At 62.7% G+C, this 21,244-nt stretch carries 16 protein-coding genes; 5 read left to right on the top strand and 11 right to left on the bottom strand.

Features of this window, described 5'->3' with window-relative positions:
- The first annotated feature begins 483 nt into the window (after positions 1 to 483).
- The 3 genes from PZN02_RS25130 to PZN02_RS25120 are packed head-to-tail and all read left to right on the top strand — an operon-like array spanning position 484 to position 5,875.
- Positions 484 to 1,893, top strand: a complete 1,410-nt coding sequence (locus PZN02_RS25130; RefSeq protein ID WP_280661687.1) for an acetyl-CoA C-acetyltransferase — start codon at positions 484 to 486, stop codon at positions 1,891 to 1,893.
- Positions 1,890 to 3,998: a 3-hydroxyacyl-CoA dehydrogenase NAD-binding domain-containing protein gene (locus PZN02_RS25125; RefSeq protein ID WP_280661686.1), complete on the top strand. Its 2,109-nt coding sequence runs from the start codon at positions 1,890 to 1,892 to the stop codon at positions 3,996 to 3,998. The genes PZN02_RS25130 and PZN02_RS25125 overlap by 4 nt, the downstream gene beginning before the upstream one ends.
- Positions 3,995 to 5,875, top strand: coding sequence for an acetyl-CoA hydrolase/transferase C-terminal domain-containing protein (locus PZN02_RS25120; protein WP_280661685.1), 1,881 nt, complete (start codon positions 3,995 to 3,997; stop codon positions 5,873 to 5,875). Before PZN02_RS25125 ends, PZN02_RS25120 begins: the two co-directional genes overlap by 4 nt.
- Before the next feature lie 53 nt (positions 5,876 to 5,928).
- Here the strand turns inward: PZN02_RS25120 and PZN02_RS25115 are convergent, their stop codons facing one another.
- The 10 genes from PZN02_RS25115 to PZN02_RS25070 all read right to left on the bottom strand — a co-directional run bounded on the left by PZN02_RS25115 (position 5,929) and on the right by PZN02_RS25070 (position 16,477).
- Positions 5,929 to 8,214: an acyl-CoA dehydrogenase gene (locus tag PZN02_RS25115; protein ID WP_280661684.1), complete on the bottom strand. Its 2,286-nt coding sequence runs from the start codon at positions 8,212 to 8,214 to the stop codon at positions 5,929 to 5,931.
- Positions 8,215 to 8,359: 145 nt separating this feature from the next.
- Positions 8,360 to 8,740 carry a hypothetical protein gene (locus PZN02_RS25110; RefSeq protein WP_280661683.1) on the bottom strand — a complete coding sequence of 127 codons (381 nt, stop codon included), beginning with the start codon at positions 8,738 to 8,740 and terminating at the stop codon, positions 8,360 to 8,362.
- Positions 8,741 to 8,747: 7 nt separating this feature from the next.
- Complete coding sequence (gene ctaD / locus PZN02_RS25105; RefSeq protein WP_280663271.1) at positions 8,748 to 11,270, bottom strand: cytochrome c oxidase subunit I; 2,523 nt, start codon at positions 11,268 to 11,270, stop codon at positions 8,748 to 8,750.
- The gene (locus PZN02_RS25100) at positions 11,270 to 11,452 is read right to left on the bottom strand and encodes a hypothetical protein (RefSeq protein WP_280661682.1); all 183 of its coding nucleotides are present in this window, start codon (positions 11,450 to 11,452) and stop codon (positions 11,270 to 11,272) included. The genes ctaD and PZN02_RS25100 overlap by 1 nt, the downstream gene beginning before the upstream one ends.
- A 6-nt stretch (positions 11,453 to 11,458) precedes the next feature.
- The gene (locus PZN02_RS25095) at positions 11,459 to 12,448 is read right to left on the bottom strand and encodes a cytochrome c oxidase subunit II (RefSeq protein WP_280661681.1); all 990 of its coding nucleotides are present in this window, start codon (positions 12,446 to 12,448) and stop codon (positions 11,459 to 11,461) included.
- Positions 12,445 to 13,575 (bottom strand): c-type cytochrome, encoded by a 1,131-nt coding sequence (locus PZN02_RS25090; protein ID WP_280661680.1) that lies wholly within the window; start codon positions 13,573 to 13,575, stop codon positions 12,445 to 12,447. Before PZN02_RS25090 ends, PZN02_RS25095 begins: the two co-directional genes overlap by 4 nt.
- Positions 13,566 to 14,123, bottom strand: a complete 558-nt coding sequence (locus PZN02_RS25085) for a cytochrome c oxidase assembly protein (protein WP_425336307.1) — start codon at positions 14,121 to 14,123, stop codon at positions 13,566 to 13,568. The genes PZN02_RS25090 and PZN02_RS25085 overlap by 10 nt, the downstream gene beginning before the upstream one ends.
- 337 nt (positions 14,124 to 14,460) lie before the next feature.
- Complete coding sequence (locus tag PZN02_RS25080; protein ID WP_280661678.1) at positions 14,461 to 14,634, bottom strand: hypothetical protein; 174 nt, start codon at positions 14,632 to 14,634, stop codon at positions 14,461 to 14,463.
- Between the two features lie 50 nt (positions 14,635 to 14,684).
- Positions 14,685 to 14,972: a hypothetical protein gene (locus PZN02_RS25075; protein ID WP_280661677.1), complete on the bottom strand. Its 288-nt coding sequence runs from the start codon at positions 14,970 to 14,972 to the stop codon at positions 14,685 to 14,687.
- A gap of 551 nt (positions 14,973 to 15,523) precedes the next feature.
- A complete protein-coding gene (locus PZN02_RS25070) occupies positions 15,524 to 16,477 on the bottom strand; it encodes an STAS domain-containing protein (protein WP_280661676.1) in 954 nt (317 codons plus the stop codon).
- Between the two features lie 148 nt (positions 16,478 to 16,625).
- Between PZN02_RS25070 and PZN02_RS25065 the strand changes: the two genes are divergently transcribed.
- Both PZN02_RS25065 and PZN02_RS25060 read left to right on the top strand, forming a co-directional pair.
- Positions 16,626 to 17,993, top strand: coding sequence for a sulfite exporter TauE/SafE family protein (locus PZN02_RS25065; protein WP_280661675.1), 1,368 nt, complete (start codon positions 16,626 to 16,628; stop codon positions 17,991 to 17,993).
- A gap of 340 nt (positions 17,994 to 18,333) precedes the next feature.
- Positions 18,334 to 19,614, top strand: coding sequence for a GGDEF domain-containing protein (locus PZN02_RS25060; RefSeq protein WP_280661674.1), 1,281 nt, complete (start codon positions 18,334 to 18,336; stop codon positions 19,612 to 19,614).
- Between the two features lie 284 nt (positions 19,615 to 19,898).
- On the opposite strand, the gene PZN02_RS25055 is transcribed toward PZN02_RS25060, so the two are convergent.
- A complete protein-coding gene (locus tag PZN02_RS25055) occupies positions 19,899 to 21,224 on the bottom strand; it encodes an NAD(P)/FAD-dependent oxidoreductase (protein ID WP_280661673.1) in 1,326 nt (441 codons plus the stop codon).
- Positions 21,225 to 21,244 lie beyond the last annotated feature (20 nt).

Here is a 21,244-nt window from a genome sequence, read left to right as displayed (position 1 = left end):
ATCGGCGCCAAAGTCCGATAAACGCAAAAATCCGCCTCGGGACACAAGAGAGGCGCCGGCGCCAAACCCGAATGGCGAACACGCCCCTCAGCGTCGAGGGCACGGCGCGCTGCCGTGCGTCTAGGATAGCTGACCTCCGTAAGGTCATTGGTGGGCGTGATCGGGATGACTCTGCCGCCCTTGGACCGTCGCAGTCGGCGGAGGTCGACAGGCACACACGCATCGTCACCGCTGTCGACGTGCAGTGTTTCCGGCAGACCGGCAACGGGCCACGCTTCGGTGATCTCGCGTTCCCGCAACGAGGCCGATTTGTCGACGACGGAGTGCAGCAGGCGCAGATTGATCGAAATGACAGCTGCGGAACCGATTACTGGCTTTGAACGTTTGATCTTGACTCGAAACCGTGCGGCTGACGCGTGATCTTCTTATACTTCCAGGAGAAAATCCGGTTTCGACGTCCCGCCGCCTATTGGGAGTTAAGCGATGGCCCTGCCGCCGAACTCCGCTGCAGCGACGAAGGCGGAGAACCCGCGTCGCACGGCGAAGGCGGGTGCTGCCGGGGGACCGATCGCCGGCGGATCGCTATCCCCCAATCGGACCGTCGCGAGTTCTGGTCGCCCCGTTTACCTGGTGGATGGGGCGCGTACACCTTTTCTCCGGGCGCGCAACAAGCCGGGACCGTTCACGCCGGTCGATCTCGCCATCCAATGTGGACGGCCGCTTCTCATGCGTCAGCCTTTCTCTCGGGATGAATTCGACACCGTCATTCTCGGCTGTGTCAATGTGATCGCCGACGAGATGAACCCGGCGCGCGTGGCCTCCCTCAGGCTCGGCATGGGGGCGGCGATGACGGCCTTTACCGTCCAGATCAATTGCGGCTCGGGCATGCAGTCGATCGACATAGCCTTCCGTGCGATCGAAGCTGGCAGGGCCGATCTCATTCTCGCCGGCGGAACGGAGGCGCTGTCCCATGCACCTCTGGTGCTTCGCCAGCAAGCGGTCGAATGGTTCGGCGGCTTTGCAACGACAAAGACACCTTGGGAAAAGGCCACTGCCTTGGCGGGTTTGAGACCCGAGATGGCGAAGCCTGTAGTCGGCCTCGAACGCGGACTTACTGATCCGATCACCGATCTCAATATGGGTCAGACGGCGGAGGTGATCGGCCATCTGTTCGGCATCACGCGCGAAGCTGCTGACGCCTATGCCTTGGAAAGCCATCAACGGCTGGCGCGCGCGCAGAATGAAGGCTTCCTCGCGGGCGAGGTCATCCCGGCGGTCTCCCGCCACGGCATGCTCTACGATCATGACGACGGCCTGCGGCCGGACACGTCGATGGACAAGCTCGCGAAGCTGGAGGCGGTGTTCGAAAAACCCTACGGCAACGTCACCGCCGGCAATTCCTCCCAGATCACCGACGGCGCCTGCTGGGTTGTCCTCGCATCGGAAGAGGCGATGAACAGGCACAAGCTCGCGCCGCTCGCCCGCATCGTCGACAGTGAATGGTCGGCGCTCGACCCCTCGATCATGGGGCTTGCCCCGACATTGTGTTCGACCGAACTCATGAGACGCAGAAGGCTCTCCCGCGAGGACATCGATCTCTGGGAACTCAACGAGGCCTTCGCCGCGCAGGTGCTCGCCTGTCTTGCCGCATGGGAGGACGAGGAATATTGCCGCGACGTGCTCGGTCTCGACGGCGTCTTCGGGCCTATCGAACGCGACCGGCTCAACGTGGACGGAGGGGCGATTAGCCTCGGGCATCCGGTCGGCACGAGCGGAAACCGCCTCGTGCTTCATCTCGTCAACGCGATGCGCCGGCTCGGGCTGAAGCGGGGCATAGCCACCGAGTGCATCGGCGGTGGACAAGGCGGCGCCATGCTTCTGGAGGCTGCATGATGCCGACAGAGAAAGCCTCCGTCTGGGAAACGCTCTCCCCCCGCAACACGGTGCTTGGGCCGGGGACCTTCCTGAAGGCTTTCACGCATTGGCGGCTGAGCAAGGGGCCGGCTGATATCGCCTGGCTGGTGCTCGACCGGGCTAACGAAAGCGCGAACACCTTGTCGGAAGCCGTCATCGCTGAACTCGACACGGCGCTTGCCGAGATAGAGGGCATGGGTGCCAAGGCCCTCGTCATCCGCTCGGCCAAGAAGGGCGGCTTTATTGCGGGCGCTGACATCCGCGACTTCAAAGGCGCGGCCGAGGTGCGCGAGGTAGAGAAGCGTATGAGGTGGGCGCACGGGCTCATCGACCGGTTGGCGGCGCTCTCGATACCGACCGTAGCAGTGATCCATGGCTATTGCCTCGGCGGCGGTCTGGAAATCGCACTCGCCTGCAAATACCGCATTGCCTTGAGTGACGCGAGACTGGGCTTTCCCGAGATAAGACTCGGCCTGCATCCCGGGCTCGGCGGCACGTTTCGGCTGACGGCGCTGATCGATCCCGTCGAGGCGATGACGATGATGCTGACGGGAAGGACCGTGCACGCGAAGAAAGCCAAGGCGCTGGGCCTTGTCGACGCGGTTGTCGAGGAACGCCATGTCGACAATGCCGTGCGCGCCGCCGTCGCGGGCCAGATGAAGACGGATCGCGGCAGCTGGAAATCGGGTGTGTTCGGGCTCGCGGCGGCGCGCCAGCTCGCCGCTCGCCGGTTTCGGGCCGAGGCGGAGAAACGAGCGCCGAAGCAGCACTATCCGGCGCCGTACCGGCTCATCGATCTCTGGGAAAAGCATGGCGGCGATGCCAAGGCCATGCAAAGAGACGAGATCACCTCATTCTCGGAACTGCTTGTCAGCGAGACGGCGCAGAACCTCATGCGGGTCTTCTTCCTGCGCGAAAAGCTGAAGGACTCCGCCAAGGGCGAAAGCGGCATTCGGCACGTCCACGTTATCGGCGCAGGCACGATGGGTGGCGATATCGCGGCCTGGTGCGCAGCGCGAGGGCTGCGTGTCACGCTCGCCGACCTCGACCACGAGGTCATCGCCAGGGCGATCGGTCGCGCCGCCGAGTTCTACGACAAGAAGCTTCATTCGAGCATCGAACGGCGCGACGCTCTCGACCGTCTGATCCCCGATTTCGAGGGGATAGGCGTCGCCAAGGCGGATCTCGTCATAGAGGCGGTCGTGGAGAAGACGGACGTCAAACGCAAGGTGTTTGAAGGGATCGCGCCGAAAATGAAAGAGGGCGCTATCCTCGCCACCAACACGTCGAGCATTCCGCTCGAGGTGCTGCGTGAGGGCCTGGCCTTTCCGGATCGCCTGGTCGGCCTGCATTTCTTCAACCCGGTCGCCAAGATGGAACTCGTGGAGGTTGTCGCTCACGACCAGGCGAGCCAGGCGACGCTCGACAAGGTGCACGGCTTCTGCGGCGCGATCGACCGGTTGCCCGCCGCCGTGAAGAGCGCGCCCGGCTTCCTCGTCAACCGTGCCCTGACGGCGTATCTCACAGAGGCTTTCGTCATGGTCGACGAGGGAACGCCCAAAGAGACCATCGACAGGGCGGCGGAGGATTTCGGAATGCCGATGGGGCCGATAGAACTCGCCGACCGCGTCGGGCTCGACATCGGTCTCGAGGTCGTCCGTATGCTCAAGGACAAGCTCGACGATCCCATTCCCGAGATTCCGGCCTGGCTCGAGGAGAAGGTCAAAAACGGCGAAACCGGCCGAAAAGCGGGCAAGGGACTCTATGCCTATGACGACAAGGGCAAGCCGAAAAAGGCGTCCGCGACATCGCCACCTGGTCCGGAGATGACGGATCGCCTCCTTCTGCCCATGCTCAACGCCTGCGTGCGCTGCCTGCGCGAGGGCATCGTCAAGGATGAAGAGACGCTCGACGGCGCGATGATCTTCGCGACCGGTTTCGCGCCGTTCCGCGGCGGACCGGTACACTATGCGCGTAGCCGCGGTACGGCGGACATCGTTGAGACGCTCAAGCGGCTGGAACAGCGGCACGGGCGCCGGTTTGCCCCCGACAAGGGCTGGGGGGCATTGAGCGGAGGGCCGTGACGGGCAAGCCAGAACAGCATCAACGGGCCGAAAGCATCGCCGACCGCATCATCGAGCGTCTCGACGGACGCATCGTTCTCGGGCTTCCACTCGGACTTGGCAAAGCCAATCTCGTCGCCAATGCCCTGTTCGAAAGGGCGGTCGAGGACAAGGCGATCGATCTTGAGATATTCACGGCGCTGACGCTGGAAAAACCTTCCTGGTCGAGCGACATGGAACGCCGCTTCGTCGAGCCGTTGGTTGAACGGCTATATTCGGGCTGTCCGGATATCGCTTACGCCGAGGCGCTGCGCGAAGGCAAGTTGCCGGAAAACGTCCGCGTCAGTGAGTTCTTTTTCGTCGCCGGTCGCTGGCTCGCGGTCGAGATCGCCCAGCAGAACTACATCTCGGCCAATTACACCCATGTCGGCCGCTACGTCATCGACCGTGGCATCAACGTGCTCGCGCAACTTGTGGCAAAGCGCGGCGACGGCGCGGACGCCGAGTATAGCCTGTCCTGCAATACCGACATCACGCTCGATATTCTGCCGAAGATGAGGGCGCGGCGGGAGCCGTTCCTGCTTGTGGGCGAAGTCAGCTCGCAATTGCCCTTCATGCCGGGCGAGGCGGCGCTGCCGGCTGGCGAATTCGATCTCGTTCTCGACGGACCCGATCGCGATCGGCCGCTCTTCGTCGTGCCGAGGGAGGCGGTATCGACGGCCGACCACGCCATCGGCATTCATGCGGCAAGCCTGGTGAAGGATGGCGGAACGCTGCAGATCGGCATCGGCTCGCTCGGCGACGCGCTAACGGCCGGTCTGATCCTGCGGCAGCGGCGGCCCGAGCTTTTCGCCGACGCGCTGCATCGCCTCTCCGCGCACGACGAGGCTGCAAAGCGGGAGACCGGAGCCTTCGAGACCGGTCTCTACGCCGCCAGCGAAATGTTCGTCGACGGCTTCATGGATCTGTACCGGGAACGCATCCTCAAGCGCCGTGCCTCCGATGGGGCAATCCTGCATTCCGGCTTCTTTGTCGGCAGCACCGCGTTCCACCGATTTCTCCGGGACCTGCCGGAGGAGGAACGTGCCCTTTTCCAGATGCGGGGCATTTCCTTCGTCAATGAACTTTACGGCGACGAGGAGCAAAAACGGGCCGATCGGGTAAATGCGTGTTTCGTCAACAACGCGATGATGGTGACGCTCATGGGTGCAACCGTTTCGGACGCGCTCGCGGACGGCCGCGTCGTCTCAGGTGTCGGCGGGCAGTACAATTTCGCCGCCCAGGCCTTCGCGCTTGAAGGCGGGCGCTCCATTATCACAATCAACGCCGCACGCCAGGCGCGCGGGCGCCGTGAATCGCACCTAGTCTGGTCCTACGGCCACACGACGCTGCCGCGGCACCTGCGCGACATGGTCGTGACCGAATACGGCGTTGCTGATCTGCGCGGCAAATCCGATCGTGACTGCATCGCCGCTATGCTGGCAATCACCGATTCGGCCTTTCAGGACGAACTGCTCGATACGGCGAAATCCGCCGGCAAGATCGAGAAGGATTTTACCATTCCATCAGCGTCCCGCCGCAATACTCCGGCGCGCATAGCCGAAGCGCTTCTCCCAGTGCGTAAGCAAGGCTGGTGCGCCACGTTTCCATTCGGCACCGAGTTTACTGCAGAAGAGCAGCACCTGGTTCGGGCGCTCCGGCATCTGAAGCATACAAGTGCCTCCATGCGATTGCTTGCGCGAGCGGTCCTTGCATCTTTGACCCAAGGTCAGCCCGACCAGGAGGAGCGCGCGGCACTCGAAAGGATGCAGCTTGCAGCCCCAGCGACTCTGCGCGAAAGGTTCTATGCAAAGCTCCTTCTCTTGGCGCTCAGGCGCGGCCGCTGCATGTCGCCTTAATCGATCTCGATTTAAGGACAAAGACATGCGGCAACTCAAAGTGTTACAGCGTATCACTGCGCGGCATCGGAGCGTGCCGAGCGCCTGTCGCGCATCGTCTTCTTTCTTCGATGCTGCGCGGCGATCGGCGATATCTCTTCCATGGGAAATGCGTCGACTGCTATCACGCGGTCCACCGCCGCCTTGGCTTCGGCGAGCTGCGTAAATTCCGCTTCACTGATCACACCCTTGCCGCGTGCCTCTTCCAGGTCACGGACATGCATGTCGCGCATCTTTTTTTCGATGGGTTCGGCCGCAGTGACGTACCTGAAAGCCCGCTCGAGATCCTTCAGCGGATGCTCCTCGCGACCTTCACCCAGGTAGATGTCAGGCGTCAGCCGGTCTCGCTGGGGCGAATCCTTCATCAGTGTTTCGGCCACCGTGCTCGTCAGTTCGTCGGACGGCGCCGGAGCGGATATGCCAGCGGGAAAAGCGACCAGCCTGACAAGGAATGCCACCCAGCGCGAGGGCAGATTGTCGAGCACGCCGGCAAAGGCGCCCGCGATGCGGCCCTGCCCCCCGCGCATCACATAGTCGACGATCGGTCGATCTTCCTCATGCTGCCCCTCTGCCTCGAAGCGCTTCAGGACTGCGCCGAGCAGGTAGACTTCCGAAAGTATGTCGCCCAGTCTGGCTGAGATCATTTCCTTGCGCCTGAGCGCGCCGCCCAACGTCAGCAGCGAGAGATCCGCAAGCAGCGCGAAGGCTGCGGCATGCCGCGAGAGCTGTTTCCAGTAGCCGGGCATCGCCGCCTCGGCTGGCGCCGGACCGATCCGCCCACCCGACCAGCCGCGGACGAAGGCTCGCCAAAGCACAGCGAATAAATGCCCGACATGGCCCCAGACCACCTTGTCGAATGCGTCCAGACCTTTCGCCTCATCCTCATCCGACAGCGCCAGCATTTCCTTCAGCATATAGGGATGCGAGCGCACTGCGCCCTGACCGAAGATCATAAGATTGCGCGTGAGAATATTCGCGCCCTCGACCGTGACGCCGATCGGCGCCGACCTGAATTGGCTGCCAAGATAATTCCTCGGGCCATCGATGATCGCCTTGCCGCCGTGGATGTCCATCGCCTTCCCGACGGAATCGCGCATCCGCTCGGTGGCATGGAGTTTCATGATGGCCGAGATCACCGACGGCCTGTGTCCCTCGTCGAGAGCGGCGATGGTGAGCCGTCGCGCGGCATCGATCTGGTAAATGTTTGCGGCAATATCGGCAAGCGGCTTCCGGATACCCTCGAACATGCCGATCGGCACGTCGAACTGGTTCCTGACCCGCGCATAGGCGCCGGCGGAGCGTGCACAGATGGCCGCCGCCGCTGCCGACTGCGCTGGCAACGAAATGCCGCGACCGGCGGCGAGCGCCGTCATCAGCATCTTCCAGCCTTCTCCTATCTGCTTCTCGCCGCCCAAGATCAGATCGAGTGGCAAGAACACGTCCTCGCCGTAAAGCGGACCGTTCTGGAAATGGGTGAATTGCGGAATGTGCCGCTCGCCATGCCTAACGCCTGGCGTCGACATCGGCAACAACGCAACCGTGATGCCGAGCTCCTCGCCGCGGCCGAGATGATTTTCCGGGTCGTACATCTTGAAGGCGAGACCCGCCACCGTGGCGATGGGGCCGAGCGTGATGTAGCGCTTGTGGAAGTTGAGCCTGACACCCAGAACCCTTTTGCCCTCCCGTTCGCCATATTCGACGACGCCGGTGTCGGCCATTGCCGCCGCATCCGAGCCAGCCTCAGGTGAAGTCAGCGCGAAGCAGGGGATCTCACGCCCGTCGGCGAGTCTGGGTAACCAGTAATCGCGCTGCTCGTCGGTGCCGAAATGCATCAGCAGTTCGCTGGGGCCGAGCGAATTCGGCACCATTACCGTCACGCCGGCTACGACACTGCAGGAGGAGACAGTGCGAACGACCTCCGAATGCGCGGTATTTGAAAAGCCGAGACCGCCATATTGCTTCGGGATGATCATGCCGAAGAACTTCTTCTCGCGCAGGAAATCCCAGACCTCACGCGGCAGGTCACATTGCTCCCAGTTTATTTTCCAGTCATCGACCATCGCACAGAGTTCGCGCACCGGCCCATGCATGAAGTCCTGCTCCTCTGCGGACAGTTTCGCGGCCGGCATAGCGAGAAGCTTTTCCCAGTCGGGATCGCCGGTGAAAAGCTCGCGATCCCACCACACCGTGCCGGCCTCGATTGCGTCCCGTTCGGTTTCCGAGATCTCCGGCATGATGCGCGAGGCCCATTTGAACACTGGCTTGGTAATGGTGTCGCGTCGGAAAGTGCGCAGGCTCATGGGAAATCGCCTCCCGTCCTTATTCCATTCTACTGGAATGCCGCGCATTGGGATGAGTTCCAGCCTCGTCGTTCGCGGGCATGCACGAGCGGTAAGCAGAACCGCGCGAGTAGGCGGGCGGCAAGCTGCTCTGTCGCGTTGGTCGTCACCTCAAGAGCCCGCACACGTCGATCAGGAAGACCGATGTGCCGCTCCAGATGACGCCGATCAGTGAGAGGAGGCTCAAGAGCCGTTCGACTCGGATCGAAAAGATACGATTATGCGGGTCAGCCGTCTCGTAGCGCAGCACATGTGCGAGGCGGCCAGGAAAGAAGAGAGCAAAACATAGCAACAATATTGCCCCAAGCGTTACCACAACGATTGACGTCTGGATGAGATCCGGCGGCGCGCCAGCGCCGCTTCCGACGACGCAGACTACGGACTGTACACCATAGACGAGGAGGAAATGCCCCGCCCACAGGATCGGCCCGGTCAGCAGGAAGAAGATTGCGCTGGCGATGGGTGCTTCCTTTGTGGACTCTTTCATCGCGAACCTACCCGATCAGCCGCGGGAAGCCGTGCACCAGCCCGAGCCCGAGCAGTGATTGGACAACGGTGTAGTGGTAAAGCAGCATATAATTGTCGAAGTTCACGCGGCGTATCGCGTCGAGCTTGCCAGCCAGATGCCGCGCCAGGGTATACAGCCCCAGGATCACGAGCGCGAAAGCAAGCTGTGCGAAGAGGACCACACCGAGATAGACCATGGCGCCGTAGGCGTTGTCGCCGGGACGCAAGCCGGTTAGCAGATGCCCCGAGAGTTCGAGTGCAAGCGCGCCGACCAGGCAGGCGAGCGACAGCAGCAGAGCCGCCGGCATCGCGACGCGCGATGCCGCGATCTTTTTGAGCCCGCGGCTGACCAGCCACACGATGCCAGAGCCCGCGAGCAGCAGCGCCCCGGTCGAAATTGGCCACCGGCCGGGTGGCGGTGCCGGAGATCCGGCTGGTGCCCAGACCTCGGGCGAGACGACCCAGAGAAACAGGTAGGAGAAGACATAGGCGAGGTAAAGGGATGACGCCACCAACATCAGAACCACCATGGCCCACCAGGAATGTGACGTCGGTCCCGTCATGTAAGTCGGCAGGCGAATGTCCTTGGCGACGTCCACCATGCCCTTCGATGGTCCGGGATCAAGCCCCCAGGCCCAGAAGAGGCAAAAGGTAATGGCCAGCCCGCCGCAGATGATGGCGATCGTCACCAGCTTGATCGTTAGCAATAGGAAACATGCGGCCGTGAAGATGGCAGCGAGGAAGGGTGGCCAGCCGGGTCCCGGTATCTGGACGACGTATTGTGGACGGGCATGGATTGGTGACGTGACGAGGGCCTCTCGCCCGCCCGTCGGCGCATTGGGCAGATAGTGATGGCCGTCACGCACCTCCTGCGGAAGGCTCGGCCTGTCCCACAGGGGCTCGCGACTCGTGACGTGGGGAACGCTGCGGGTGGAGTAGACGTCGTTCGGCAGCCATTCCAGCGTGCCGGCGTCCCATGGGTTCTCTACATCGCCTTGTCCGACGCGAAAGTTTGCGATGAGGTCAATCACGAAGAGCAGAACTCCGGCGGTCAGCACGTAGGTTCCAACGGTAGAGATGGTGTTCAGCATGTCCCAACCGATGTCGCCGGGATAGGTCCAGACGCGTCGGGGCATGCCCTTGAGGCCCGTCACGTGCATCGGCAGGAAGGCGACGTTGAAGCCGAAGAACATCAGCCAGAACACCCAGCGGCCGAGCCGCTCGGAGAGCGGCCGTCGGCTGAACAGTGGCGCCCAGTAATAGAAGGTGGCAAACAGCGGGAATACGAACCCGCCGACCAGCACGTAATGGAAATGGGCGACGACGAAATAGGTGTCGTGCACCTGATAGTCGAACGGCGCCATCGCCACCATCACGCCGGTGAGCCCGCCGAGGATGAAGATGAATAGGAAGCCGAGGATGAACAGCGATGCGGTCGTGATGCGGAAACGCTGCCTCCCGGCGGCGATCGTCGCGATCCAGGCGAAGACCTGGATACCCGAGGGAACGGCGACCGCCATGCTGGCGGCCGAGAAGAAGGCCATGCTCAGCGCTGGGATACCGGTGGTGAACATGTGGTGCACCCATAGGCCGAAGCTGAAAAAGCCGGTGCCGATCAGGGCTACCACGATCAGGCGGTAGCCGACGAGCGGCGTGCGCGCCATTGTCGGAACGATCATCGAGACCAGGCCTGCGGCCGGCAGGAAGATGATGTAGACGTCTGGATGACCGAAGAACCAGAAGAGATGCTGCCACAGCAGCGGATCGCCCCCGAGTGCGGCCGTGAAGAATGGCCAGCCGAACGCCCGCTCGATCTCGAGCATCATCGTCGCGAGGATCACCGCGGGAAAGGCGAACATGATCATGCCCGCGAAGATCAGCATCGACCAGGCGAAGATAGGCATCTTCGCGAGCGACATGCCCGGTGGCCGGGTCCTGAGCGCGCCGACGACGATCTCGACCGCGCCGGCAATCGCCGAGATCTCGATGAAGCCGATGCCTAGCAGCCAGAAATCGGCGTTGTCACCCGGAGAATATTCGGTGAGCGTCATCGGCGGGTACATGAACCAGCCGCCTTTCGGCGCCAGATCGTAGAAGATCGTCGAGAAGAAAACCAACCCGCCGACCACATAGGCCCAGATGGCGAAGGCACTGAGGCGCGGGAACGGCAGATCCCGCGCGGCAAGTACCTGCGGCAGCAGCATGACGCCGAGTGCCTCCATCGCCGGCACGGCGAACAGGAACATCATCGTCGTGCCGTGAACGGTGAACATCTGATTGTAGAGATCCTGACCAATGAGGTGATTGTCGCCGACGGCCAATTGTGTACGCATGATGAGCGCCAGGACGCCGGCCATCAGGAAGAAGAGAAACGCGACGCCGATATAGATGAGGCCGATAACCGTATTGTTCACCTCGATGAGGAGGCGATAGCCGCCCGGTATCGCCCATATGCGCTCAAGTTCGCGAACTTCCCCCTCTGGCCGGGGATCGGGATTGGGCAGTTCCATCATCCGCCTCCGCTGTTAACGTCGCGCAGGAAGTAGAGTAGGACCAATCCGGAAGGATTAACCGCCAGGACAGCGAAGGCATCGTAGCCGATCCTGAAGACCGTCCGGTCTCGCCGCTCCAATCCGATGACGAAGATCGCCGTGACAGTGATCGCAATCCGCGTGGCGGTGAAATCGGGCATCGGTCGTCACCTCAGTTGATCCATATAAGCGGCAAGCTGCCGGAGCTCGCTCGCGGTGAAGATTTCGAAAGAAGGCATGAGATTTTCCGGCTTCACATGCTGGCTGTCGCGAATCCATCGGGCGAAGGCCGCGGGGTCGTTTTCGAGCGTTGCCGCGGCGATCGAATGCCGGCTCCCGACATGGGTCAGATCCGGGCCGATCGTTCCCTGGGCAACAGTCCCCCGTATCCTGTGGCATGCAACGCAGCCGGATGACTGGAACAGCGCCTGTCCGTTCACCGCCTCTGCGTCGGTGGGTGGTAGAGCGGCATCGGCGGCTTCACGCTCGAGCCAGGCGGCAAATTCACGTTCGGGCATGGCGATCACGAAGAAGGCCATCAGGGCATGCGGTCCGCCGCAATATTCGGCGCATTGTCCGCGACTGATGCCCGCCTGCGTCACGTGAAGCGTCATCCTGTTGGTGCGGCCCGGGATCATGTCGAGCTTGCCGGCGAGCTTCGGAACCCAGAAGCTATGGATGACGTCCGCCGACGTCAGTTCGATCTCTACCGGCTGGCCGACGGGCAGGCGGATCTCATTGGCGCTCTCGATCCGTCGGCCGTTTTCGTCGACATAGGTCACCCGCCACCACCAGCGCTTGCCCTCGACTTCGATACGCAGCCGGCTGTCCGAGTGTGCGACCGGCGAGCCCGCTCCCATCAGATAAAAACCGTAGCTCAGCAGAAGACTGAGGACCAGGATCGGGAATAGGAGGCCGCCTCCGATCACCAGCCGTTCTCCGGATATCCGCTCACGGAGGGCGTCGCCGCCGAAGAGCGCTGCAGCCGTGATCGCGCAAACTCCAAGGAAGACGGCAGCAGAGAAAAAGATCAGCAGCCAGGTGAGGACGTTGATACGCTCCGCCTCGGCACCCGTTGGTTCGAGGGCCGACTGAATGCCGGCACAGCCTTGGAGCGCGAGGAGGGTGAGCGGCGCGATCAACCTGGCGATGCTCATTGGCGCGCCTCCGCCATCGGGGGCCGAGATGCCACTCCGTTGGGCTGCGACTCGAGATAGGCGGCAACGTCTTCGATCTGTGCCGGGTCGAGGGCCTCGGCGACTGCAGCCATGATCCGCCCATAGGCCGACCCTCTGCGTCCGCCTTGCTGCCAGAGACGTAACTGTCCCGTAATATAGGCCGCATGTTGCCCGGCGAGCAGCGGGAAGTGGGGCGACTGCCGCCCGGAGTGACAGCTCATGCAGGCCGGCACCTGCTGTTGTGGAATGCCGCGGAGCGCGATGGATTCGCCACGTCGAAGCTGCGCCGGGTCGGGCGCGGCGGCCTTCTCCATCGCGGCAGGTCGCAGGGCGGAGTAGTAGGATGCCTGCCTCCGTCTCTCGTTGTCGTCCAGCGGACCGACCACCGGTTCCATAGCACCGCTCGCGCGGCGTCGTTCGGCATATTCTTGGAGGCTGCGCAGCAAATAGGCTTCGTTCTGCCCCGCAAGCCGAGGTATGCGGTCGCCGTTCGTTCCGTTACCTTCATTTTCATGGCAGCGCGCACATTGTGTTAGCGCACGGCCATGCGTCAGGTCTCCAGGCGGATTGTCCGGTGCATCGCGCGTGAGGCCCGCAAGGTCCGCATAATCGTCAGTGGCGCCCGGAAGGCGGGCGAGGAACGCGGTCACGGCCCAGACCTCGTCGTCTCGCTGCGAGCTCGACCATGCGGGCATACCGGTATATTTCATGCCGTGTTTGACGATCCAGAAGATTTCCTCCACCGGGCGCCGCTCACCGACGGTCCTTAGATCGGGAGGCGCAGGCAGCATGCCTCTGGCGATCGCGTTTATCTCTTCCCCGGGCCGGCTGTGGCAGGGAGCGCAGCCGCCCTCGTAATGGCCGGCGCCGAGGCGAACCATACCTTCGTCGTCGAGCGGCGGCGCCTTGACCGGGTAGCTGTGGGTGGTGATCGAACGTTCGCGGATCACTTCGAACAGCCATGTTGTGATCCGCAGATGATCCCGCGAGGCTGCGACATTGTAGACACCGGACCAGACGACAACCGCGCCCACCGCTATCACACCGGCGGCTGCCACCGCGAGCACCTTTGCAATGGTCGTCCAGTGCAGATCCTTCAGGTCCACGCTTCTTCACCCGCATTTTGCCGGTCGATTTTGTCCGGTTCCATGGCGAACAGCCATCGTGCGCCGAGGACGATACCGCCGAGGACATAGATGGCCGGGCAGGCGACCAGCATGAGGAGTCCCGCGAGTTGCTGATCGGCCAGTGCAGCATCCAGGCTCGGGGGAGGGGTGCCGGGGTTATGCCTGGCTATGCCGGCAAAAAGCGTCCTTGGCGCAAACACGAAGAGCACTCCCAGCATGCAGTAGAGCTTGCTGGTGACGAGGAGGGAGAGGATCGGTTTCCATCTGCGATTTCCCCGGAAGCGAAGGGCCACCCACCAGAACAGAAAGGCGGTCAGCAAAAGACTTCCGTACATCAGCAGATGAATTGAAACGGAGGCAAAGGCACGCGCGAGCAGAGGCGGTGCGTGCCACATCCAAAGGCCGAGGATTTGCGCTGCCGTCGCGAACGCCAATGCGCCGCCCGGAGGCTCTCGTACTTGGGGCCAGACAAGACATGCGCAGGCGCCCATCAACGGGGCGAGGACGTTCATGAGCAGGATATGCATGACCATATGGCTTGACAGCGGTCCCATCGGTTCCAGCCTCCACCTTTGGAACGAGGCGCAATACGTGTTGCGAATGTTGGTCGAACCGCCGCCTGATGCGTTTCGCGCCCTCGCGGCCGCGCCGTTGCAGTATCTTTAACCGGTCTGAACGACTATGGTTCCCAGAGGACGTGGGAGCGCCATAATGGGCGACGCATCCTGATTCATCGATCATCCAGGCGATCTGGGAGCCTGCAATGGGCAAACTGGAAGCATTCGGCATGTGCAAGCCGAGTGTAAGCCCGCGGTCAGACGCAAACCTGCTCCGTGCAAAGTGTTTCCAATTGACCATGAAGGGCTAGCGCGACTTTCCTTCGGGCGAGCGATCGTAAAGCTCCCTGACTTTTTGCTTCTGCGCTTCCTTAGCGGCAGGCGGGAGCGGCTTCTGCCTCATGATCGCATAGGCCAAGGCCGCGCCGAGTGCAAAGGCCCCGCCTGCGGTCACCAGTAGCCACAGGTAATCCATCACCATAATCTTCTGCCCTCCTCAACTAATCCTGCGCGGAAGTTGCGGACTCCATTTCAGTCCTTGCGCGGCATCTTCACGTTGCCAAAGCGCACCTCTTCGCGCTCGGGGTTTTCGGCGATCGTCTCCTCTTCTTCGTCGCTCGGAAGGGCTTCATCCGTGTCGATGTTTGCCTCATCGCGACTCCGGCGCGGAGGAACACGGCCTTGGTCCACGGGCCGCGCTTCCTCGGGATTCCTCGCGCTTTCGGGCAGTTTCTCTTCCCACTGAGGAAAGGTCGCAGCGTCGTCGTCGGCGGGGCCGGGCTTCGTGCGCCCGAACTGTTTGGGGCTGTTTCTCGCCATCAGCTTTCTCCCTTTTGAGAGGGGAAAGCGAAGGTCGGCCGTTTGTTCCGACTTCAAACGCGGCGATGCCACAAGGAGACCCATCCAGTTCTAGATTTGCGACGCTCCAGGCGCTTTCGCCTCGTGGTCGAGATTCGTTCCATGCGGACGCAAGCATTCGCTCGATGAGCCGCGAGAGCGTTAAGGCACAAACCTGTCGAGCTGGTCGTTGACGCGTTGCTGCTTGCCGAACCGGACGATCGCCTGCTCGTCCTAGCCGCCGATGCGAAGCTTGGCCCATTGTTCCGGAAGCGATGTCGTCGCTGCGGCGACGACGATCCCGACTGTAGGTGAGAACGTGAGAGCCTTCAGGATGGACAAGCTCCGGACGACTTCGTCTCGCCATTTGCCGTTGTAGCTGTAGCGGCTGGCCAAGTCCTGCCAGAACGCATCGGTCCTCTCGACGAGATCTCGTCAGTCGGATGGAGAATGCTCGCATCGCGGGTCCGCAAGGACTCCTAGAATCGGCCCACGATCAACTCCAATCCACGGAGCGCGAAATTTGCTGTCACTCAGGTCGGGCTGGATTGAAGCGATCCAGGTAGCCTGGTATCGCTCTCGCCCCGGCGAGTGCCGAGGAGCCGCTCGGCATCCTCGAGACCGCCTTGGAGATCGCCGACCGTCTTCATCGGGAAGAGGCTGACATCCAGGTTGACGATGGTCTGTGCGATCTCCGACGAGAGTCCGGTGATGATCGTCTCGGCACCCATGAGCCGAGCCGCCTCGACCGTCTGGAGGAGATGGTTGGCAACTTTGCGATCGATCCCGGCGACGCCGGTGATGTCGACCACGACTACTTGAGCGCGATGCGCTTGGATTGCCTCAAGCAGCTGCCCCGTCAGCTGCTGCATGCGTTGTGTGTCGAGCGCGCCGATGATGGGGAGGAGCAAGAGCCGCTCGCGAAGCTTCATCACCGGGGTCGACAGCGTCCGGATCGCTTCCTGCTGCTCGCGGATAACACGCTCGCGCTGCTCGACGAAGCTGACGCCGACGGTGACCATGATGCTGTTCGCGGCGGGCTCGTAGGCGTTGAGTACCTGGTTCAGGACCCCGGCGTCTTGGCCATAATTGGCGAACAGCGCGCGCGCGAGGACGTCGCGCAGGCGCAGGACGATGGAGAGCACTTCGTGGGTCTCGACGCCCCGTTCGACGATCCGCTCAGAAAGGTCGCGCGTGTAAGCCTGTAGCGCCGCCATGCTACCGGTCTCGAGCGCGTCGACGTAGTTGTCGTAGACGGCGGACGCCTCGGAGATAATTTCCTCACGGCTCATGGTCTCAAGAAGCTGCGCGTCCGTGATGTGACGGACCCACTCTTCGCGCAGGGTCTCCCGGTTCTGCCGGAGGTACCCGACGAGTTCCTTTAAGAGATCCTCGTCTTTCGCCGAGGTGCGCGTTCGTGCCTCGCCGGCCTCCGTCCCATCCTCTTTCATCTCATCCTCCTCGACGTCTGGGTCAGCACTCGTCATCGTTCTAGCCCCTTCGCGGCGAGTGCGCCCATGCGGTATTGCGAACATATCACGGGGTACGAGGGTTAGCACTCGTCATCGTTCCGGCCCGTTCGCGGTGAGTGCTCCAATGCGGTATGGTGAGCATATCACGGGGCATGAGGACGCGATGTTAACCTTCGATCTGCAGAGAGTCCGCGAGAAGGCCCTCTCCACCGACGTCGTCGGCTACGAAGTGGAGGACCTCCAGGGGACGATCGGCAAGGTCGACGGGACGACGGAAGGGCTTGTCCCGAGCTTCATCTCGGTCGACCTGGTCTGGTCGCTGCCCGGGAAGCGGGCGACGAGGCGGGTGATCTTGCCGGCGGCCGTGATCGAGCGAATCGATCACGGCGCCAGAAAGGTCTACGTTGATCGCCGACACAAGGAGATCATGAACGCCCCGCGATCCTTGAAGTCCCAAACGGACACGGACGACGGCTATCTCAACGAACTCCGTCGCCACTACGGGCCGGGGGGCGCAGGTTATCGCGCGCCTCGCGACGCTTGGACTGAGGAGTTTGGGCGCGTGTTCGTCGGCGACCGGATCGACGCGGCCGCGCTGCGCGACAAAGAGAGGCCGGTCAGCGAGCGTGCACGGCTGTCCGAGCACAGCGTGCGAACCTTGCTCGTCGCGGCCGGCATCTGGGCCGGCGGGTTCGTCGTTCTGACTTTCTTGGTCGGCGGTTTCTCCTCGAATGTCGACGTCGCCGTCTGGAAAATCGTCGCTGTGATTGCCTTCGCGTTCCTGTTCGAGACCATGGACTCGTCTTCGGGCATGGGATTCGGCACGGCGCTGTCTCCGCTCCTTCTCGTGCTGGGCTTCGCGCCTTTGCAAGTCGTGCCTGGTCTGCTGGCGGCGGAAGCAGCTACCGGCCTTGCTGCGGGGCTGATGCACAACGAGTTCCGCAATATCGAGCTCTCCTGGCGTCCACTCAACCAGGCGACGAAGACCGTGCTAGCCATCGCCGCGATCGGTGGACTAGGCGCGATCGTCGCCCAAGTGCTCACCTACTACGCCTTCACGCTCTCCGAGACCTTCGTCAGGACCTACATCGGGATCGTCGTCGTCGTGATGGCCGCCATCATCCTGACGATCTCCTCGCGGGGGGAACGCATGCCGTATCGTCCGCGGCGCGTGCTGGTATTCGCGGCGGTCGCGGGCGCGAACAAGGGCATCGGCGCCGGCGGTTACGGACCTGTCATCACGCTCGGAGGCGTGCTCTCCGGTGTCTTCGAGAAGACCTCGGTCGCGTTGGCAACGATGGCGGAGGGCGTCGCCTCCGCGCTCGGCACGATCACCTTCCTCGTTCTCGTCGCGCTCGGTACCGAGGTCGACTGGCGGCTTCTCCCCTGGCTCTGGGCCGGAGCGTTGCCGGCTGCCGTGATCTCACCCTACGTGGTCCGCGTGATGCCCTCACGGGTCTGGAGATATGTCGTTCCGGTATACGCCGTTGCCGTCGCGGCCATCTTGTTCGTCGACACATTCGGCGGCTGACCCGTCGGATGCGACGTTTGCGAGACGAACTCCCAAGTTTCGACATGACCGAAGCGATCAATCGTCCGACCGTCCTGATCACGGGTTCGAGCGACTTTCTTGGACAGGAGATCGCTCGTAGTCTGCGCGACCGATACGAGGTGATTGGGCTCGACGTCGCCGTGCCCCAGCGGTCGTCGGAAACGGTCGAGACGATCAGGATCGATCTGACCTCGACGTTTACTTTAGCGTTTCCCTGCGCCTGCAGAAAGGAAGTGCCCGGGTGGCATGAAGAGTGCAACTCCCGAGTTCATGCACCGATGATCTTGCCAGCAGGAGGTGCTCCCCTAGATGGGCAGGGATGGAGCTTCAGGAAAGCGCAGTTGCTGCCAGTCGCGCGAGCGCCTCCCCGGAGGTGCGATTTCAGCCGCCCAACCCGGCGGTTATGGCCGAAGTCGAGCGCCTTCTCACGGGCCGTACGCGTGACATCCGCCTCAGAGGTGAGCTTGGTCGACTGTTCCAAGAGCGTTCGTGGTCCCGGACGGCCAAAATCATTCGCGCGTGGATGACATGGGTCGCCCTGCTGGACGTACTGACGCTGGGTCTCAACGCGATCCTGCTTCCGAAGGCAGTCGTGCTGTCGATGCTTCCGCCAGCCTGCATTCTTCCGCCCGCAGCATTGGCCACCGCCTTTGTCTGGCGAAAACCACGCGGCGTCTGGCTTCTAAAGGTGTCTTTGCTCGCAGGCTTGTTCCTCATTCTCCTGTCGGTCGCGCTGGTGGGAGTGAGCGCGGGTGGCGAGTTCCATGAACGGCACTTGAACATTATGCTGTTCGTCGCCATCACGGCGATCATCATCTTCGCGGTTCCCCTGACCTGGACGGTGACGGTCGCCTCTTTCGCGCTTGCCCTCTACCTTATTTTTCAGTTGCGGAATCCGTCCCTCGACGAGGGCAGCGCCGTGGCTGGGACGTTGTTTTTTGCCAGCGGCATTATCGCTACTGTCGTTGCCCGACGCACGATGACGATCCTGGCCCAGAAGACTTTCCTTCTCGAACTTCGCGACAAGCGGCGCGTGGTGGAGCTTGCCGACGCCAATGCCCGCCTTGAGCGCCTTGCAAAAACCGACCCCCTGACCGGGATCGCCAACAGGCGCTGGATGATGGAAACCCTCAATCGCCTCTGGAGTGCAGACGCAGACCGCCCTCCGGGCAACGCCATGCTGATGTGCGACATAGACGACTTCAAGAACCTGAACGATCGTCTTGGCCACGCCGAAGGCGATCGCTGCCTCGTGAAAGTTGCCGGCATTATTCAGAGCAGCGTCAGGCGAAACCGCGACCATGTTGCCCGCTACGGCGGTGAGGAGTTTCTCGTCGTACTGCCGGGCGCAGATGAACGAGCGGCGCTGGCTACGGCTGAACGAATTAGGGCGAGCGTCGAAGCCGCCTCGCTTCCGAACCCCGCGTCCCGCGTATCGCCTTACGTCACCCTCAGCGTTGGCGTGGCGGCGCAGGCGCCAGGTGAGGAGATCATCGCGCCGGAGAAGCTTCAGAACCAGGCTGACGTGGCACTCTACCTGGCCAAACAAGCCGGCCGCAATCGCGTGATACTCTATCAACCCGATTTGCCGACCACATAGCTCTGAGATTTAATCCTGTTGAGCGTTGCAGGTTCTGACTTCATCCAGAACACCAATCTTGTGTCCCTTTCAGATCGATGGATCTACTTTAGTTGACCTTGCAGGACCTCGGGTTTAAGGCCGAGACGGTCGACCGAACGGTGCGACCCTCAATTGGCTTGGTCCCCGAGCAGGGCTGCGCGCGACCATTGCGATCATCTTTGATAGCGGGCGGATCACACCGAATGGCGCGGATCATTTTCCTCGTGGATGTGTGGGGAGCCCTCGCTCAAGGCTAACGTCATCTAAAAATCAGCGACTTTTCCCCAGGCAGATTTTCGGAAACGGTCCGGATCGTATGGTCGGGGGTCGACGATTGGCTCATCGCCGGTGACGATGTCGGCGATCAGGTGACCGGCGCCTGGGCCGATGCCGAAGCCGTGCCCGCTGAAGCCGGCGGCGAGGATAAATCCCGGTATGGCGGCGATTTCGCCGATGCCCGGCACACCGTCCGGCGTGCTGTCGATGTAGCCCGCCCATGCGGCGGTGATGCAGGTGTTCTTCAGGTCGGGTAGGAGCTCGAGTGCGCGGGAATGGGTAAGCCGAATGGTCGCCTTGTCGACTGCCGGGTCGAGGATGCGCATGCGCTCCATTGGCGTCGGAGCGTCGAGATGCCAGCGAGCGAGGGTTTCGTGACCGGAGCGGCAGCCTTCGAGGCCGCCCGGGGCCAGGCTGCGCCAGCGGCGGACGAACATCGGTAGAAACTGCGGCGAGAACCTGAGTTGCTGCGGCGTCGGATCGACACGGCCGCGGCCGCTGATGGCGAGCGTATAGCCGCCATCACCACGACGCGTCACGGAAACGGCGGCCGTATGCAGAGCGTCCGGCAGGCCAATTGCCCCCGGCGAAACGGAAAGGATCGACGAGCGGACTGAAGCCTGGGGAAAACGGATGCCGAGCTGCCGGCAGAAGGAGGAGGCCCAAGCGCCGCCGGCGAGGATCGCCGTCTTCGTGCGGATGGTGCCGTGTTCGGTGACGACGCCGGAGAGCCGGCCGCCTTCCGTTTCGATGCCGCGGGCGGCGCAGGACTGATGCACCGTGCCGCCGAGCTTCAGGATTGCGCGCGCAACAGCGGGCGCCGCGCGTGCCGGATCGGCAGTGCCGTCGGTGGGAGAAAACACGCCGCCCTTCCATGGCTTGCCCGTTGCTCGGCCGCGCTCCGTTGCTTGCGCGCTGTCGAGCATATGCGTCGTGACGCCGGCGGTAAGGGCAAATTCGCGCCAACGTGCCCAGCCGGCCAGCTCCTCGTCGCTGTTGCTGAGATAGAAGAGCCCGCATCGGCGGAAGCCGGTGTCCTCGCTGCTATCGGCGGCGAACCGCTCCCACAGGTCGAGGCTCTTCGTCGCCATCGGCAATTCGCGGGCGTCGCGGTTCTGCTGGCGGCACCAACCCCAGTTGCGGCTGGATTGCTCTGCACCAATCCGGCCCTTCTCGACAAGCGCGACCTTCCATCCGCGGCGGGCAAGATGGTAGGCCGCAAACACGCCGACAATGCCGCCGCCGATGACCACGGCATCGGCGGCGTCGGGCAGCTGCGGCGTGGCTTCGACGAGTTGCAGCGGTGCGGGCATGGTGTGACCTCCGTTTCGAG

The organism is Sinorhizobium garamanticum (assembly GCF_029892065.1).
Lineage (GTDB): Bacteria > Pseudomonadota > Alphaproteobacteria > Rhizobiales > Rhizobiaceae > Sinorhizobium > Sinorhizobium garamanticum.
Note: the sequence above shows the minus strand (reverse complement) of the source record. Positions and strands in the feature narration are given on the sequence as shown.